This is a genomic window from Streptomyces sp. NPDC050422, from assembly GCF_044458665.1.
Taxonomy (GTDB): domain Bacteria; phylum Actinomycetota; class Actinomycetes; order Streptomycetales; family Streptomycetaceae; genus Streptomyces.
This window is the reverse complement of record NZ_JBITIE010000029.1, coordinates 19,105-34,569: the sequence shown is the minus strand read 5'-3', so window position 1 is coordinate 34,569 and position 15,465 is coordinate 19,105. Positions and strand designations below refer to the sequence as shown.

Genomic DNA, 15,465 nt, shown 5'->3' with positions numbered 1-15,465 from the left:
CCTCAGCGCCGGGAGGGCCGCCGCGGGGTCCGCGCCGCCGGTGACGGCTGCCCGGTCGGCCGCGAGGTCTGCGCCGCCAGCAGCATCCGCCGCTGCCGGGCCCGCATCAGGCGGACCTTCCGCACAGTCGCGATGAGCCCGGCGACGAGCGTGCCGCCGTACAGCCAGCCCGCGTGGACGGCGAGGGCGGTGACGACGGCCATGGCCTGTCCGCCGAAGCCGCCCGTGCCGCCGGAGATCGGGATGATGCCGACGGCGAACGCGATAGGCACACTGATCGGTGCGGTCACCAGGTCGGCGGGGCGCACCCAGAGCGCAGCCAGCGCGCTCACCGGCAGGAACAGCACACCGAACACGGCGGACGAGCCGTCGAACAGCAGCCAGTCCGCACAGCCGATGACGAACATGACGGCGGCGGCGAAGAGCCCGGCACCGATACCGGTCAGCCGGGGATTGGGCAGCCGCCGCAGGGCGAGCACGGCAGGCGGCACCGGGCGGCCCCGGCCTGCCGGCGTGCTCATCACCCGATAGACGGTCGCGCCGGCCGGGCCTTCGCCGCCGGACCCCTCGGCTGCCTTGGTCCCGAGCGGGGACAACGGGGCCGGCCGGGTCTGCCTGCGCTGCGGGGGACGTGTCCTGTGCTGCTCCACCGGGACAACGTAGGTCGCCGGGCGGGGGGAAGCGGGTGCGGGACACGCGCTTTGGCCGACCTTGGCGATGAGTTCGATGCCACACGGCCCAACGGGAACCGATTCCGCCCCGCTCCACCCCTGAACCGGCCCGGGTGGGGGCGGTGACCCCGCCCCCACCCCCGACCCGTGACAGGCCGCCCGCCCCCGCCCGTAAACTGGAGAATCGGCCCACCCGGGCCCGACGTCCATTCGAGCCCGTCCACCCCCTAGGGAAGTCGCCACCGTGTCGCTCACGATCGGAATCGTCGGTCTGCCGAATGTCGGCAAGTCGACCCTTTTCAACGCCCTGACCAAGAACGACGTGCTGGCGGCCAACTACCCGTTCGCCACGATCGAGCCGAACGTCGGCGTCGTCGGCGTCCCCGACCCGCGGCTGAACACACTCGCGAAGATCTTCGGCTCCCAGAAGCTGCTCCCCGCGACGGTCGACTTCGTCGACATCGCGGGCATCGTGCGCGGCGCGAGCGAGGGCGAGGGCCTGGGCAACAAGTTCCTCGCGAACATCCGTGAGTCGGACGCGATCTGCCAGGTCATCCGCGCCTTCAAGGACGAGAACGTCGTCCACGTCGACGGCAAGGTCTCGCCCAAGGACGACATCGAGACGATCAACACCGAGCTGATCCTCGCCGACCTCCAGTCCGTCGAGAAGGCCGTCCCCCGCCTCACGAAGGAGGCCCGCCTCCAGAAGGAGAAGGTCGCCGTCCTGGCGGCGGTCGAGGAGGCCCAGAAGATCCTGGAAGCCGGTGACACCCTCTTCCACGCGGGCATCACGGCCGGCACCGAGAAGGGCCGCCTGCTCCACGAGCTGCACCTCCTGACCACCAAGCCCTTCCTCTACGTCTTCAACGTCGACGAGGACGAGCTGGTCGACGAGGACTTCAAGAACGAGCAGCGCGCGCTGGTGGCCCCCGCCGAGGCCATCTTCCTGAACGCCAAGATCGAGTCCGAGCTGATCGAGCTCGACGACGACGAGGCCCTGGAACTGCTCCAGTCGATGGGCCAGGAGGAGCCCGGCCTGGCGACCCTCGGCCGCGTCGGCTTCGACATCCTCGGCCTGCAGACCTACCTCACGGCAGGCCCGAAGGAAGCCCGCGCCTGGACGATCAAGAAGGGCGCCACGGCCCCGGAGGCGGCCGGTGTGATCCACACCGACTTCCAGAAGGGCTTCATCAAGGCGGAGATCATCTCCTTCGACGACCTGGTCGAGACGGGCTCGGTCGCCGAGGCCCGCGCCAAGGGCAAGGCGCGCATGGAGGGCAAGGACTACGTCATGCAGGACGGGGACGTGGTGGAGTTCCGCTTCAACGTGTAGCGGTTGGTTGCTGCAAGCCGGCCATTTCGTCAAGAATGCTGGTCAGAGGGGTCGGACTTGGTGAGTCCGGCCCCTACCGCGTTTACGTACTGGCTTGGTGCCGACTCAGCCGCGGCGGGGTGGAGCGAGCTTCTCCAGGTCGAGGTTGATCTCGAAGGGCACCGGACGGTTGAGCGGGCCCCTGAAGATGCCAACGGGTACATAGGTGGCGGTTGGCTCGTCAAGTTCGTAGACGTGGACGACGGGTGCTCCGTCCTCGTCCTCGATGCGCCAGTAGTGCGGGATGCCGGCGACGAGGGCTCCGTCGATCAGCTCGGCGAGGTCCGGGCCACGAGGTCGACGACGGCTGAAACGAGAACCACCCTTGTCACCCACACGCGGGCCGTCTGCCCGCGCCTGCGCTGGACGCTCATCAAGGGCTCACCTCGTCCGAGAACATCGGGAGCGGCGAATCGGGCGAGTAGTCGACCGGCACGTGGGCGGGCCGGTCGGGGTGGCGCCTCGTGCCCCGCGCGGCCCCCCGGCGGCGCTCCGACTGGGCCTCGGGCCGGAAGGTGGTGCGGTGATCAGGCATCGCGCGCCAGTATCAGCAGGGCGTTTGCGGTGGGACACGAAGACCTCCGTGCGGTGGAGTTCCTGGACAGTTCCCGCCGCACCGGAGGTCTTCGTCGTCACGCTTGTGATCAGTACACCTGGCGCGTCAGGCCGACGCAGGCGGCGACAACCTCGGCACGGTGGCGGGACTCCGTGCCGGCCACGGCTGCCTCGACCCTCCGGGTGTACTCCTGCTCACGCTCACGTTCCCGGCGTTCCTGCGTGCGGTGGTGCACCCACCGCCGCACCAGCCCGGCGAGCACCACGAGGACCATGAGCAGCCACGCGTACTCGCCTGCCGAGCCCGCAGCCGTATTCACCGTACCGACCATTGCGACCGTTCTCCTTGTGTCGTCGAGCCGACGAGGCCCTCCCGGCAGGTGAGCCGGTGCTCCCAACTCTTCGCGTCTGCCCGGGTTTCCCTCTAGCGTGGGGAAACTCAGGGGAAACCGATCACCCGGCGAGGGGGAGTACATGGGCGGTGGAAGGCCCGTCACGACCGGTGGCGAGAGTCGTCCCGAACTCCGGGAGCTGGCTGAGTGGTTCCGTGCGGCCCTGCGGGCCGCTGGACACGAGACCGCTCACGCCTTTCTCTCCGCCCGCCGTTCGGAACTCTCGGTGCCGCCGCTTCACAAGAAGGCGGTCTACGACATCATCGGTGCCCGTCGGCTTCCCGAGCTGGCCACCGCCGAGAAGTTGGCCGAGGCTCTGGGGCTGCCTCGGCAGGCGGTCGCCGATGTGTGGGGCCGGGCGCGGTTCGCGCTGGAGCGCAGGCAACTCGCCGCCCGGCGGGCGGAGCGCGGCCTCGCTTCCGCTCCTGCGGTCTGGCCCGAGATTCCACTGCCCGACGCTTGGCTCGAGGATCTGCTGGCCAGCCAGGGCGACGCTGCTGAGCAGTTCCCGTACGACCTGCTGGGCGTGCGCAAGCCTCCGCTGTCCCACATCCATATCGAGCAGGATCTCCAGCCGCTCTCCCGCAACGCGGCGGGGCACGCGCCGCGCGCCACGGGGTCGGTACCGACCGTGGCTGCCGCGCTTTCCTCCCACGACCATCTGTTCGTCACCGGCGGTCCCGGGGCAGGTAAGACCACCCTCGGCCGCCATCTGGTCCGGCAGATCGCCCGGTACTGGCTCCGCGAGAAAGGGGCGGATGACCCGTGGTGCCGGGAGGTCGTCGTCCCGCTACGGGTCACGGCAACCGACCTGCGGACACGCCGCCCCTTCCACCAGCAGCTCAGCGATGCCGTCGGCCGCACCGGCACCCTGCGCAGCGCCGTGCCCGCGGACCGGTTCGCCGTGCGGCCGTACGGGGCGCGGTGGCTGGTGATCGTCGACGGCCTCGACGAGGTCGCTTCGCCGGACGATCGTCAGACGATTCTGAAGAGCCTGGCTCGTGAGGTCCGGCCGCACGGCGCCTTCCGGCTCCTGATCACGTCCCGGCCGCTTCCCCAGGACGAGCTGACGCCCTTCCTGGACCTGCCGGGTATGGGCTTCTACACACTCACGGGCTTCGACTCCGCGCAGCAACTGGCCTTCGCGGAGCGTTGGTTCGCCAGCCAGGGAGCCGAAGGCCCGGCCGCCGAGGCCCGCGCCTTCCTGGAGGAGGTCGGGCAGGCCGGGCTCGGAGAGGTGCTTCAGGTGCCGCTGCTCACGACCATCGCCGCCGCCCACCGCAGCCGGAACCCCGGCGCACCGTTGCCGCGCGGGCGGGTCGCGCTGTACGAGCAGTTCCTCGTCGATGTCGCCACCGCCCGCGAGAGCGCGGACGAGGTGGACAAGGGGTTCCAGGCCCGCTGGGAGCGGCGCGGGCAGGGGCGGCTCGCCGACTGGCTGCTCGACCACCGGGATCGCCTGGTCACCCATCTGGCGCGGATCCGTACGGCGCGCGCCTCCGCTTCTCTGCTCGAGGCAGCCGTGCGGTGGCTGGCCACGACCCTGCCCGCTGACCTGGTCTGGCCGGACGAGGCCCGCGATGAACTGGGCCAGTTCCTCACGCAGAGCGGTGCCCTCGTTCACGACCACGGTGAGCTGTCCTTCCTGCATCTGTCGTTCGCGGAGTTCCTGGCCGCGCGGGACGAGGCGGCTCGTATCCCTGCCGATTTCCCGGGCCTCGACGACTGGGCCGTCGACATCCGCAGTCCGTCCTCCCGGAACCGGGTGCTGTTCACCTTCGCCCTCTGGGCCCGGCGCCCGGGCCACGACGTGACCCTGGTGGTACGACACCTGCTGGCCGGCGACCTCGATCACCGGATCATGGCGCTGCGGCTGATCACCTCCGGGGTGCGGCTGGGGGAGGAGCTGGAGCAGGCGGTGATCGAGCGGGTGGTGGACCTCAGCCACGATGCGGACCGCCTCGACCGGTACCAGGGCCGTGGCCGGCAGGTGCTGCGGGAACTGTCCCAGCTCAGGGGAAACCGCCGCCTCGCGGCCAGGCTGCGGAGGATCGCGGAGACCGACGGGCTCGACGCCTCCCTGCGGATCGGTGCGGCTGCGGCGTACGCGGAGGTCGCTTCGCTTCCCGACGGGGTCGCTCTGCTTCAGGAACTCGGACGGGGGCTCCCGGCGGCAGGCGCCCTGGGGTGCTGCCGGGAACTGGCCGCGCTCGCCCCGACCGGCACGGACTTCAGAGCACGCCTGCTGTCGAACGTACTTGCCTCGCCGGCTGCTTCCGCCTGGAGCCGCCTGACGGCCGCGGAGGAGCTCGTCGCGCTGGGGCAAACCGAAGGAGTGGCCGATCTCGCGTGCTCCCTCGTGGCCGGCAGGGAGGAGAACGGCGCAGTCCTGAAGCGGGCCGGGCAACTCTGGTACGAGCTGGAAGGGTCGTCGGCCGCGCCACGCGTCAAGGCGGCCGTGGCCGGACGCACCTGTGCCCGGGACTGGGCCAAGGCCGCCTTGGCGCAGGTGCTGCTCCTCTTCGGCCTTGTCGACGAGGCACTTCCGTTCCTGGCGTACACCATCGAGAACAGCACGGACAGCGACTCGATCGACGAGGTGGTGCGCGGCTGGCTCGACCAGGAGGGAGAGAAGGCTGCCAACGACCTGGTCGAGCTGCTGCGCGGACACCAGGTGTGGAACTCGGACGAGCGTCCGAGTATCGCCATGGAGCTCGCCGGGGCCGGGTTCCGGCGACAGGCGGCGGAAGTGGTCCGGTTCAGCCTCCACGATCCCGACCCCGACACTCCGCACAACCTCGCGCTGGAGTCCATGGCGCTCGTCCGCGCCGGCGGCGCGGAGAGCGCGGAGGAGGTTCTCGGCTGGATGGAGCGGCGCAGGGCGACGGCTGATTCCTACGCCTCCGCGCTGCGGGACCTGGCGGAGGCCGGCGCCGGAGCGGGTGGCCTGCTGCCGCTGGCGCGACGCCTGCTCTGCCATCCGGGCGGTGGACACGGCGAGTTCACCTCGGCTGCCCGGGTCCTGTTCCGGTTCGCCCCCGAGGGCGCCTGCGCCGAGGTGCTCGCGGCCCTGGGCGACCGCCCGTACGGGGGACCCGCCCTTCGGGCCGCGCTGCTGCCGCTGCTGGCCGAGTACGGGGAGGCAACGGCTGTACGAGCGCTGGGCCAGGAGCTTTTGGTCGACCCCGGACTGGTCGGCCGCGAACTGGAAGCCGTGGTTTCGGCCTGGCTGGCCGTGGAAGGGAGGGAGGCGGCGGCCGACGTCGTGGACCGGGTCCGGGCGGCCGTGCGCCTGACGGCAGACCAGTGCGTGTCCCTGGCCACGCTGCTGACCGCCGAAGGGTGGCCGGACGCGGCGACCTCCCTCTGGTGCCAGGTGGCCACGGCTCCCGAGGCCGGTGCCGAGACCCGCTGGCGGGCAGTGCAGGAGCTGCTCGGCTCCGGTGCCGCCGCGCAGATCGAGCAGACCCTGCGCACCGCGCTGGTGACCCCGCGAGACGCCGACGAGGCCTTGCTGCTGCGCCGCCTGTTGGCCTGGGTGCGCCCGCCTGCCGACCGGGACCAGGACGGCACCACGTGGTGATCGAGTGCACCTGGCGTGGCTGAGCGGCCCGCGGCAGGGGACGGTCGGCGGGGCCCGAGCCGCGTGGTGCCGGGACGAAGCTCCCGTCCGGGACCGTGCGGACCGTACGGGACCGTGCAGGGACGCCCCTACCGTACGGCGATGTCGCCCTACGGAGGAGCCCGGCGCTACTCGGAACTGCCGTCCGGGCTCCGGCTAGCGCTTTATGCCCACGCCCGCCAGCAGGCTGATCTGGGCGTCCGTGATCTCCGGCTCGCCCTTGACGGGCTCGGCGGCCCGCCAGCGGTGGCAGCAGCAGATGCCGGGGTCTACCAGGTCGAGTCCGTCGAAGAAGCGGCGGACGTCGCTGTGCGAACGGAACTGCACCGGGGACCCGGACTTCGTGTAGACCTCCGCGACCTTGTTCCAGGTGACGGGGTCGAAGTCGGGCGTGCAGTGGGTCATGGCGAGGGCGCTGCCCGCCGGGAGCGGGTCGAGCAGCCGGCGGACGATGGCGTACGGGTCGTGCGGGTCGGTGATGAAGTGCATGAGTGCGTTGAGGGAGAGGGCGATGGGCCGGCTGAAGTCCAGGACCCCCGAGTCCTCCACGGCGCTCATCAGCGCATCGGCGTCGGTGGCGTCGGCCTGGACGTAGGCCGTGCGGCCCTGCGTCGTGCTGCGCATGAGGCGTTCGGCGTACTTGAGGACAAGCGGGTCGTTGTCCGCGTAGACGACGCGGGCGTCGCCCGCGACGGACTGGGCGACCTGGTGCAGGTTGGGCTCGGTCGGGATGCCCGTGCCGATGTCGAGCCACTGGCGGATGCCGTGCTCCTGCGCCAGGACGCGGGTGGCCCGGTGCATGAAGGCCCGGTTCTCGCGCGCGGTCACGTAGATGCCGGGGTGGGCCTGGGCGGCGACGAGGGCCGCCTCCTTGTCTATCTCGAAGTGGTCCTTGCCGCCGAGGAAGTAGTCGTACATCCGGGCGGAGTGCGCCTTGCTCGTGTCGAGGTCGTGGCCGGCCTGCCTGGTGGTCATGTGCTCCCCTTCATGCGTGTGTCGGTCGGCCCGCAGGCCAGGGACGGGACCGGTGTCGTCGTCCCTTCTGCTCGTCGTCGGATCACCCGGCGGCCAGGTGATCGGCCAGGCCCTCTTTGACCCCGCGGACGAACGCGGCGATCTCCTCCGGTGTGTAGATCAGCGCCGGCCCTGCAGGGTCGGTGGACTGCCGTACGGCCACGCGGCCGTCGGCGAGCTGCTTCGTCTCGACGCACTGGCCGCCGTTCGGCCCGCTCCAGGGGCGCTCCCAGCCGTGTTCCCCGAGGTTGTGGGCCGGCATGCCGTTGTAGACGCTCTCGTCGGTCATCGTCATGAGTACTCCTTGCGCATGCGGTTCAAGAGCGCCCTGCTGTCCTCGGACGACGTCAGCAGCGCCATGCGGGAATGTGCCTCGAGATGGGAGACGACGTCTGCGCGCTGGTCCAGATAGACCGAGGCGGACAGGAGTTCGCTGTAGACGACGTCGGGCAGTTCGGGTTCCTCGAACCGGAAATACGTGAACGGGGCGCAGGCGCCGACGTGCGCGCCCGCGGTGAAGGGCACGATGTCGAGGCTGACGTGCGGGAGCTCGAGGAGGTCCAGGAGCCGTTCGAGCTGTTCCCGCATCACGTGCGGGCCGCCGACCACCCGGTGCAGTACGGCCTCCTCCATGACCACCCACAACGTGGGGGCGTCCTCCCGCTCCAGCAGGCTCTGGCGACGCAGCCGCAGTTCCACACGGCGTGCCAGCTCCTCCTCGCTGCCGTGCGGCAACCCGCCGCGCAGCACCGCGTGCGCGTAGTCGGGGGTCTGCAGAAGCCCGGTGACGTACTGGGGTTCATACGTACGGAGGGTCTTGGCTCCGGCCTCCAGGCTGACGTAGGCCGTGAACCAGCTGGGGACGGCATCGCGATAGGAGTGCCACCAGCCGGGTTTGTTGGCCTGCTCGGCCAGGTCGACGAACTCGTCGATCTCCTGGCGGTCCGCGCCGAAGGTCTCCAGGAGCTTCTCCACGTAGAGAGGCTTCAGCGCGACCTCGGCCTTCTCCAGCCGACGGATCGTCAGGGGCGTCACCCGCAGTGCCTTTGCCGCGTTCTCCAGCGAGGCACCGGCGCCGAGCCGCATCTCCTGCAGCCGACGGCCGAGGATCATGCGCAGGACTGTCGGCGCGCTGGCGCCGGAACGGGCCTCGCTCACGCCCAACCTCCTGAGAAACCGTCAACAATGCCATTCTTACAGCCATTTGATGTTGACGCCAGGGTGATACCCGCGCTGCTGAAATTATCAGGGAGTCGGTTGCAGCGTGAGCCCTATCACGCGCATAGTGGACGTGTGAGCGGTCAAGTCACAGCAATGACGCAGCATCCGGCCCGGAGAGGGCGCGCGATGCCGATGTCGTCGTCGGCACCCCGCCGCCGGGTGCTCGTCCCGGCGTACGGCTCTCTCCGCTCGAGTTGCAGTCCCGCATCCCCTCACCGCGCCTTGCCCCCGGAAGGCGCTGGAAGGCGACATCCGTGACTCTGTCCACGCCATCGGCTCCGGCCGCGCCCCCCGTCTTAACCGGGACCGGGCCGCGCCGGGAGCACTGGTTCGGCCTGCCCGCCCTGCGTACCAGCGCCAGATCCGCCCGCGACACCGTGCGCGAGCGGCTCCGTGCCTGGAAGCTGCCTGGCGACACCTGCTGCGACGCGGTGCTGCTGGTCTCCGAGCTGACCACGAACGCCGTACTCCACACCGGCAGCGGTCATCTCCTGTGCGGCCTCACGCTGAGCGGCGACGAGCGGCGCCTGCGCATCGAACTCCACGACGAGGGCAGCACCCCCGTCCGCCCGCCCGAGCACCGCGCGGGCGCAGGCGAGGAGGGCGGGCGAGGGCTGTTCATCGTTCGGCAGATCGCGGACAGCTGGGGCTCCGCACGCTCGACGCGAGCCGAAGGCAAGGTCGTCTGGGCGGAGTTGACGGCCCACCCTTGACGCCGTGGGAACCGGGCGAGGCCGACCACGGAGCCGGGCCCGGCAGCGACCGTACGGCCCCGCCGCTTCCCCTTCGCGTGGCGGCCCCCCTCCCCTCCTCCTCGATCCATCCGCGGAAGGCGCCCATGACCCCCCACGAGGAAACCGTTTCTCCCGTCGTGCTGTACGTGTGCGCCGACCGGGCCCGGGGCGTGCCCGGGGAGGCCGCGCAGCGCGCGCAGACGGAGGGCCGCACGTTCGCCGAGGAGCGCGGCCTGACGATCGCCGAGGTCGTCACCGACACGTACGGCGAGCCCGACCCGGCCCAGCGCCGAGGGTGGCGGCGCGTGAGGCAGCTGGCACAGACGGGCCACGTCACCGCGGTACTCGTCCGCTGGCCCAACGCCATCGCCCCGGAGTGCGCCCGCGACCTCCGGCACCGCGAGGCAGCCTGGCTCCAGGACCAGGGCGTGCGCGTCCGGTACACCTGGGCGCCGTTGTCCTCGCGGGGCTGAGGGGGACGAAGGGGTCTCCTGTCCGTAGCGGCGGCGACCGGCGTTGACGGCGCCGAACGCGACGGCGTTCTCCAGCATGATGAGGCCGGCGTCGGGCTGACGCCGGCCGGTACGCGCTCAGCCCTCCTGCGGCGGCTCCAGCCGCTCCAGCCACGTCGTCAGGAGCGGCTCCAGTGCTGCCGCCTCGGCCCCGGTCAGGGTGTCCAGGAGACGGCGTTCGTTGCGCATGTGCTCGGTGAAGGCCCGGTCGATCAGGTCCCGGCCGGCGTGGGTGAGGGCGACCACGCGGGCGCGTCCGTCCTCGGCCGCCCGGCGGCGGGTGACCAGGCCGGCGCGCTCCAGCCGGTCGATGCGCTTCGTCATCGCGCCGGTGGTGACCATGGTGTGCGCCGCCAGCTCGCCGGGGGCCCGTTCGAACGGCCCCCCGGCCCGGCGCAGCGTGGCCAGTACGTCGAACTCGCCCTCACTGAGGCCGAATCGGCGGTACACCACGCAGAGTTCCTCCGTGAGCAGCCCGCCCAGTCGGTGCAGGCGGCCGATCACACCCTGGGGGCGCACATCGAGATCCGGGCGCTCGCGGGCCCATTCGGCCTGGATGCGGGCCACGTGGTCCAGCGGCTCGGGGCTGGTGGAATCCGGCATGACCCCATTGTAGCTTCCATGGAAGGCATCTCCGGGTATAGTAGCTTCCATGGAAGCTACCTTGCGCTGGGTGCTCATCACGGCGATCGCCCCGGTGGCCTGGGGGACGAACTACTACGTCACCCACGCCTACCTGCCCGCCGAGACCCCGCTGTACGGCGCCGCCATCAGGGCCCTGCCCGCCGGACTGCTGCTCCTGGCCGTCCGGCGCGAACGGCCCCGCGGCTCCTGGTGGTGGAAGGCGGTCGTCCTCGGCATCCTGAACATGGGCGGGTTCTTCGCCCTCGTGTACGTCGCCGCGCAGCTGCTCCCCACCAGCACCGCCTCGACGATCATGGCGGCCTCGCCGGTGGCCATGATGCTGATCGCCTGGGCGCTCGTCGCCGAACGGCCGGGACGGCTCCCCGTGCTGGGCGCCGCCGCCGGTATCGGCGGGGTGTGCCTCATGCTGCTGACCGGGACCGTCTCGGCCGACATCCGAGGCGTGCTGGCCTCGGTCGCCGCCCTGCTGATGTCGTCCCTCGGGTACATCCTCACCAAGCGCTGGGGCGCCGGGACCGACGTCCTCGCCTCGACCTCCTGGCAGCTGATCGCCGGTGGCCTGCTCCTGCTGCCCCTCGCCGCAGCCGTGGAGGGCGCGCCGCCCGCGCTCGACGGGGCGGCCGTCCTCGGATTCGGTTACGTCACCGTGGTGGCGACCGCCCTCGCCTTCGCCGCCTGGTTCGCGGGCCTGCGCCATCTGCCCGCCGCGACCGTCGGCCTGGTCGGGCTGCTCAACCCGGTGACCGGAGTGCTCCTGGGCACCGTGATCGCCGGGGAGTCCCTCACCCTCCGGCAGATCTGCGGGCTCGTCCTCGTACTGGGCGGCATTCTGCTCGGCCGGCCGACAACACGCCGACGGCGGGCCGAGCACCGCCCCGCCCGTCCTAAGGCTGCGTGACCCTCAGTTCCCGTACGCCCGCCGGCCCGGCCGCGTCCGTCGAGCTGACGGTCACCCGCACCTCGCGGGCCACCGTCCCTGCCCGGAACGGCTGCCAGTTCCTGCCGTCGGCCGAGGTCTCCAGGCGGTGCGAGGCGGGGGCCACGTCCGTCCACTCGGGGGCGATCCCCGTCACCGGGGCCGCCCGTCCCAGGTCCACCGTCAGCGTGCCCGTCGCTCCGTCGGGGGACCAGGCCGTCGCCGTACTGCCGTCGACGGCGGCGGCCGCGTACAGGCCGGGTGTCTCGGAGGTCGCCGTCGCCGGGCGGCAGCGGGCCGCGTCGGTGGTCGCGGTCAGGTCCGGGCGGCGCGTGGGGAGGGTGAGGGTGCTGGACAGGGTGCGCGGACCGGACGGGGTGTGGAGGGTGAAGGGGGTGCCCGAGGTGAGGCGGACCTCCGTCGTCCGGGGGCCGATCGTGATGTCGTACGTACGCCCCTGGTACCGCAGGCCCGTCAGGCTCACGCCGTCGCGCAGTTGCGGCGGCAGCATCGGGTCCAGGCGTACCCCGTCCTCGCGCAGCCGCAGACCCGTCAGCCCGTGCGTGAACACCTGGAGGAAGCCGCCCTTGCCGGTGAGGAAGTCCTCGGCGGGGAAGCCGGACAGCGGATCCTGCGCGCCCGCCTTCGCGCCGCGCGCCTCGCTGAAGAGGGCGTACGGGCCGCGCATGAAGGGGCGCACCGCACGCTGGAGATACGTGTACGTGGCACAGCCCGGCTCCCCGATCGCGGCCGCGTCGATCGCGTGCACCGAGTCCGTCATGGCCGGGCCGTCCGGATCGGTGTGCGCCGCGTAGTAGTCGAGGGTCGCGGCCGCCGCACCCGGCTCCATCGGCCACTCCAGCGGATAGATCAGCAGGACCGTGTCGGCCTGTTTGATCGTCGAGCCGTCGTATCCCGCGTACTGGAGATACAGCTTGCGCTCGGCGTCGTACGGGATGCGCAGGCCGTCAGCGACCTCGGTCCACTCCGCCGGTGCCGGGTGACCGAGGAGCTGCGCCGCGCGGGTGGCGTTGCGCAGGGCGGTGGCCGCGACGGCGTTGGTGAACACCCCGTCCGTGACGCCGTTGCTGTACTCGTCCGGGCCCGCCACCTCCTTCACCGAGTAGCTGCCGTCGTCGTTCGCGGTGGCGCGCGAGGCCCAGAAGTCGGCGATGCCCTGGAGCATCTGCCAGCCGTGGCCGGCCAGCCAGTCGCGGTCACCGGTGGCGAGGTAGTACTGCCAGACGGCCAGCGACACATCGCCCTGGAGGTGGTTCTGGGTCACGCAGTGCGGCGGGTTCCAGCTCTGGCACTCCGACCAGAGATTGCCCTTGCTCGCGCTCGTCCACGGGTAGAACAGGCCCTTGTACCCCAGCTTCTCGGCGTTCGTCCGGGCTTCGTCGCGCGTCCGGTAGCGGTACTCGACCACCGAGCGGGCCAGTTCGGGACGGGTGGCGAGCAGCCCCGGGTACATCCAGGTCTCCGCGTCCCAGAACACCATGCCCGCGTAGTTGTCGCTGGTCAGCCCGGCCGGGGCGATGCTGTCGCGGGAGCCGGTACGGGTGGAGGCGAGGAGGCCGTACTGGGCCGAGCGCAGCCACTTCTGCAGATCGGGGCTGCCCGGCACCGACACGTCGGCGGACCAGTCGCGGCGCCAGACGGCGGCGTTCTGGGCGAGGACGGCGGACCAGCCGCGCCGCGCCCCGCGCCGTGACGCCTCGCGCGCGGTGGTGCGCGGGGCGCGCGAGGTGAGCGCGGTGTCCACCCCGACGTACTTCAGATACGTGTACGTACGCCCGGCGGTCACCCGGGACGCCTGTCCGTTCACGCCCGCCGGGTGCATCGTCTGCACGATCGCGCCCGCCGTCCCCGTGCCCCGGGTGCGGAACGTCCCGTCGTCCTCCAGCGCGATCCGGCGTGCGCCGCGCGGGTCGAGCCGGCCGGTGACCGTCGCGGTGCCGGTCCAGTGCGGGGTCATCCGCAGCCGCACGGCACCGGTGTGCACGTCGGAGCGGTCGGCCAGCACCTCGTACGTCAGGTCGGTCGCGCGCCCGTCGGCCATGGTCCAGCGCAGCGAGGTGCGCACCAGCCCGCAGCGCAGGAACACCGTCTGGCGGTACCGGGAGATCCGGCCCGCCGGGGTGGCGGAGCCGTACGTCTCCCCGCCCACCCGCACATCGAGGTTCGTCCAGCTCGGCAGCGCGGCGGCCACCTCGCGGCCCGCCGCCAGGTCCTCCTCGCGGCCGAACAGCCCGGAGACGAAGGCCCCGTCGTAGCGCGGGGTGAACAGCGGCCAGCCGGTCTTCTCGTCGCGTTCGGCGTACCCGGCGCCGGCCGCCGGTACGCGGTGCCCGAGGTACCCGTTGCCGACGTACGGGTCGTAGCCGGCGGCCTCGCCGTACGTGGTGGACGTCGGCGCCCAGGCGGGATCCGTGTCCCGGCCGCAGGCCACCGTCGCCGGGGCGGGCGAGGGACGGTCCGCGGCGGACGCGACGGGCGGCAGCGGCGCGATCAGGGCGCACGCGACGAGGGACGTGAGGAGAGACGTACGCGAAAGGCTCACCGTACGAACGTAGGGAAGCGGGTGCGGTGCGGCGGGGCACGGCGCGCGGGTGAACGGCTGACGCGCGGGAACACGCGGGATCACACCGCCGCGAGCCCCGTCTTGAGGCCCGCGCCGCACAGCGGGACGACGACGCTGCGGTCCGTCCAGCCGCCCACCGCCGCCCAGCAGGCCACGCCCGTCGTCTCCACGTAGAAGCCGCGGGCGGCCAGATCCAGCTGCGCCGCGCGGATCTGATCCTCGGTCACCGTCAGGAAGGTGCCGCCCGACTCCCGCACCGCCGCCAGGATCGCGCGGGCACGCGGCGGGCGCGGGATGGCGATGCCCTCGGCGAGGGTGGGGGAGGCGGTGGCACCGGCCGGGGTGCCGAGGAGGTCGTCCGCCCCCGCGTGGAAGGCGGCGGCCAGCGGGGACACCGTCTCGGCCTGGACGGCGACCAGCGCGGGGCGGGTGTCGATCAGGCCCTGTGCGAGGAGTTCCGCGGTGGCCAGGGCCGCGCCGAGGAGCAGGGTGCCGTTGCCGACCGGTACGGCGATGGCATCCGGGAGCCGGCCGCCGAGGTCCTCCCAGAGCTCGTACACGTACGTTTTCGTGCCGTGCAGGAAGTACGGGTTGAAGACGTGCGAGGCGTAGAAGGTGCCGGGTGCGTCGGCGGCGGTGCGGGCCGCCCGTGCGGTCGCCTCGCGGTCCCCGGGGACGATCTCCAGCAGGGCTCCGTGGGCCCGGATCTGCTCGGTCTTCTTGGGCGACGTGCCCTCGGGGACGTACACCGTGCACGGCAGTGCGGCGCGGGCGCAGTACGCGGCGACGGCCGTGCCCGCGTTGCCGCTGCTGTCCGCTACGACGCGTTCGGGGGCGAGGTGGCGGGCCAGTTCGGCGAGCATCACCGCGCCGCGGTCCTTGAAGGAGAGCGTCGGCATCAGGAAGTCGAGCTTGGCCGAGACCGTGCCGGTGAGCGGCACGAGCGGGGTGCGGCCCTCGCCGAGGGTGGTCGCGGGGGAGGAGAGCGGCAGCACCTCCTCGTAACGCCACAGGGAGTTGACCCGGCCGGGCAGATCGCCGGGACGCAGCGGTCCCGCGCTCTCGAAGTCCAGGTCCCACGGGCCGCGGCAGACCGGGCAGCACCAGGCGAGCGAGGTGACGTCGGCACGGGTGCCGTCCTGCGGGCAGCGGTAGGTGGTGGCCATGGCGGCCAGCATGCCAGCCGGGGCGCCGGGGCGGAGTCCGGGGCGGCCGAGGTGTCGCGGC

At 72.0% G+C, this 15,465-nt stretch carries 14 protein-coding genes and 1 pseudogene; 5 read left to right on the top strand and 10 right to left on the bottom strand.

Annotation, left to right across the window (positions count from 1 at the left end; genetic code table 11):
• Window positions 1–2: 2 nt before the first annotated feature.
• Complete coding sequence (locus ACIBJG_RS34470; RefSeq protein ID WP_399313742.1) at window positions 3–521, bottom strand: DUF6542 domain-containing protein; 519 nt, start codon at window positions 519–521, stop codon at window positions 3–5.
• A 394-nt stretch (window positions 522–915) separates the two neighbouring features.
• Here ACIBJG_RS34470 and ychF point away from each other — a divergent pair, with 394 nt between their 5' ends.
• The gene (ychF, locus tag ACIBJG_RS34465; RefSeq protein WP_399313687.1) at window positions 916–2,004 is read left to right on the top strand and encodes a redox-regulated ATPase YchF; all 1,089 of its coding nucleotides are present in this window, start codon (window positions 916–918) and stop codon (window positions 2,002–2,004) included.
• Between the two features lie 105 nt (window positions 2,005–2,109).
• Here the strand turns inward: ychF and ACIBJG_RS34460 are convergent.
• The 3 genes and pseudogenes from ACIBJG_RS34460 to ACIBJG_RS34450 all read right to left on the bottom strand — a co-directional run.
• A pseudogene (locus ACIBJG_RS34460) lies at window positions 2,110–2,295 on the bottom strand (Uma2 family endonuclease); the annotation flags it as partial.
• A gap of 121 nt (window positions 2,296–2,416) precedes the next feature.
• A complete protein-coding gene (locus ACIBJG_RS34455) occupies window positions 2,417–2,578 on the bottom strand; it encodes a hypothetical protein (protein WP_399313686.1) in 162 nt (53 codons plus the stop codon).
• Between the two features lie 109 nt (window positions 2,579–2,687).
• On the bottom strand, window positions 2,688–2,930 hold the full coding sequence (locus ACIBJG_RS34450; RefSeq protein ID WP_399313684.1) for a hypothetical protein: 243 nt from the start codon (window positions 2,928–2,930) through the stop codon (window positions 2,688–2,690).
• 286 nt (window positions 2,931–3,216) lie between these two features.
• On the opposite strand from ACIBJG_RS34450, the gene ACIBJG_RS34445 reads away from it, so the two are divergent.
• On the top strand, window positions 3,217–6,573 hold the full coding sequence (locus ACIBJG_RS34445) for an NACHT domain-containing protein (protein ID WP_399313682.1): 3,357 nt from the start codon (window positions 3,217–3,219) through the stop codon (window positions 6,571–6,573).
• A 195-nt stretch (window positions 6,574–6,768) separates the two neighbouring features.
• Here the strand turns inward: ACIBJG_RS34445 and ACIBJG_RS34440 are convergent, their stop codons facing one another.
• From ACIBJG_RS34440 to ACIBJG_RS34430, 3 genes are all read right to left on the bottom strand, one after another.
• Window positions 6,769–7,587: an SAM-dependent methyltransferase gene (locus ACIBJG_RS34440; protein ID WP_399313680.1), complete on the bottom strand. Its 819-nt coding sequence runs from the start codon at window positions 7,585–7,587 to the stop codon at window positions 6,769–6,771.
• An 82-nt stretch (window positions 7,588–7,669) separates the two neighbouring features.
• Window positions 7,670–7,921, bottom strand: a complete 252-nt coding sequence (locus ACIBJG_RS34435) for a DUF397 domain-containing protein (protein WP_399313678.1) — start codon at window positions 7,919–7,921, stop codon at window positions 7,670–7,672.
• Window positions 7,918–8,784 carry a helix-turn-helix domain-containing protein gene (locus tag ACIBJG_RS34430; RefSeq protein ID WP_399313676.1) on the bottom strand — a complete coding sequence of 289 codons (867 nt, stop codon included), beginning with the start codon at window positions 8,782–8,784 and terminating at the stop codon, window positions 7,918–7,920. The genes ACIBJG_RS34435 and ACIBJG_RS34430 overlap by 4 nt, the downstream gene beginning before the upstream one ends.
• Before the next feature lie 398 nt (window positions 8,785–9,182).
• Between ACIBJG_RS34430 and ACIBJG_RS34425 the strand changes: the two genes are divergently transcribed.
• Window positions 9,183–9,560 carry an ATP-binding protein gene (locus ACIBJG_RS34425; RefSeq protein WP_399313741.1) on the top strand — a complete coding sequence of 126 codons (378 nt, stop codon included), beginning with the start codon at window positions 9,183–9,185 and terminating at the stop codon, window positions 9,558–9,560.
• A 125-nt stretch (window positions 9,561–9,685) separates the two neighbouring features.
• Window positions 9,686–10,054, top strand: a complete 369-nt coding sequence (locus ACIBJG_RS34420; RefSeq protein WP_399313674.1) for a hypothetical protein — start codon at window positions 9,686–9,688, stop codon at window positions 10,052–10,054.
• 117 nt (window positions 10,055–10,171) lie between these two features.
• Here the strand turns inward: ACIBJG_RS34420 and ACIBJG_RS34415 are convergent, their stop codons facing one another.
• Window positions 10,172–10,696, bottom strand: coding sequence for a MarR family winged helix-turn-helix transcriptional regulator (locus ACIBJG_RS34415; RefSeq protein WP_399313672.1), 525 nt, complete (start codon window positions 10,694–10,696; stop codon window positions 10,172–10,174).
• Between the two features lie 49 nt (window positions 10,697–10,745).
• Here ACIBJG_RS34415 and ACIBJG_RS34410 point away from each other — a divergent pair, with 49 nt between their 5' ends.
• Window positions 10,746–11,636, top strand: a complete 891-nt coding sequence (locus ACIBJG_RS34410; protein ID WP_399313670.1) for a DMT family transporter — start codon at window positions 10,746–10,748, stop codon at window positions 11,634–11,636.
• Here the strand turns inward: ACIBJG_RS34410 and ACIBJG_RS34405 are convergent.
• Both ACIBJG_RS34405 and ACIBJG_RS34400 read right to left on the bottom strand, forming a co-directional pair.
• Window positions 11,623–14,217: a discoidin domain-containing protein gene (locus tag ACIBJG_RS34405; RefSeq protein WP_399313668.1), complete on the bottom strand. Its 2,595-nt coding sequence runs from the start codon at window positions 14,215–14,217 to the stop codon at window positions 11,623–11,625. The genes ACIBJG_RS34410 and ACIBJG_RS34405 overlap by 14 nt on opposite strands.
• Before the next feature lie 80 nt (window positions 14,218–14,297).
• Entirely contained in the window at window positions 14,298–15,416 is a 1,119-nt protein-coding gene (locus ACIBJG_RS34400) for a pyridoxal-phosphate dependent enzyme (RefSeq protein ID WP_399313667.1), read from the bottom strand.
• Between the last annotated feature and the right edge of the window lie 49 nt (window positions 15,417–15,465).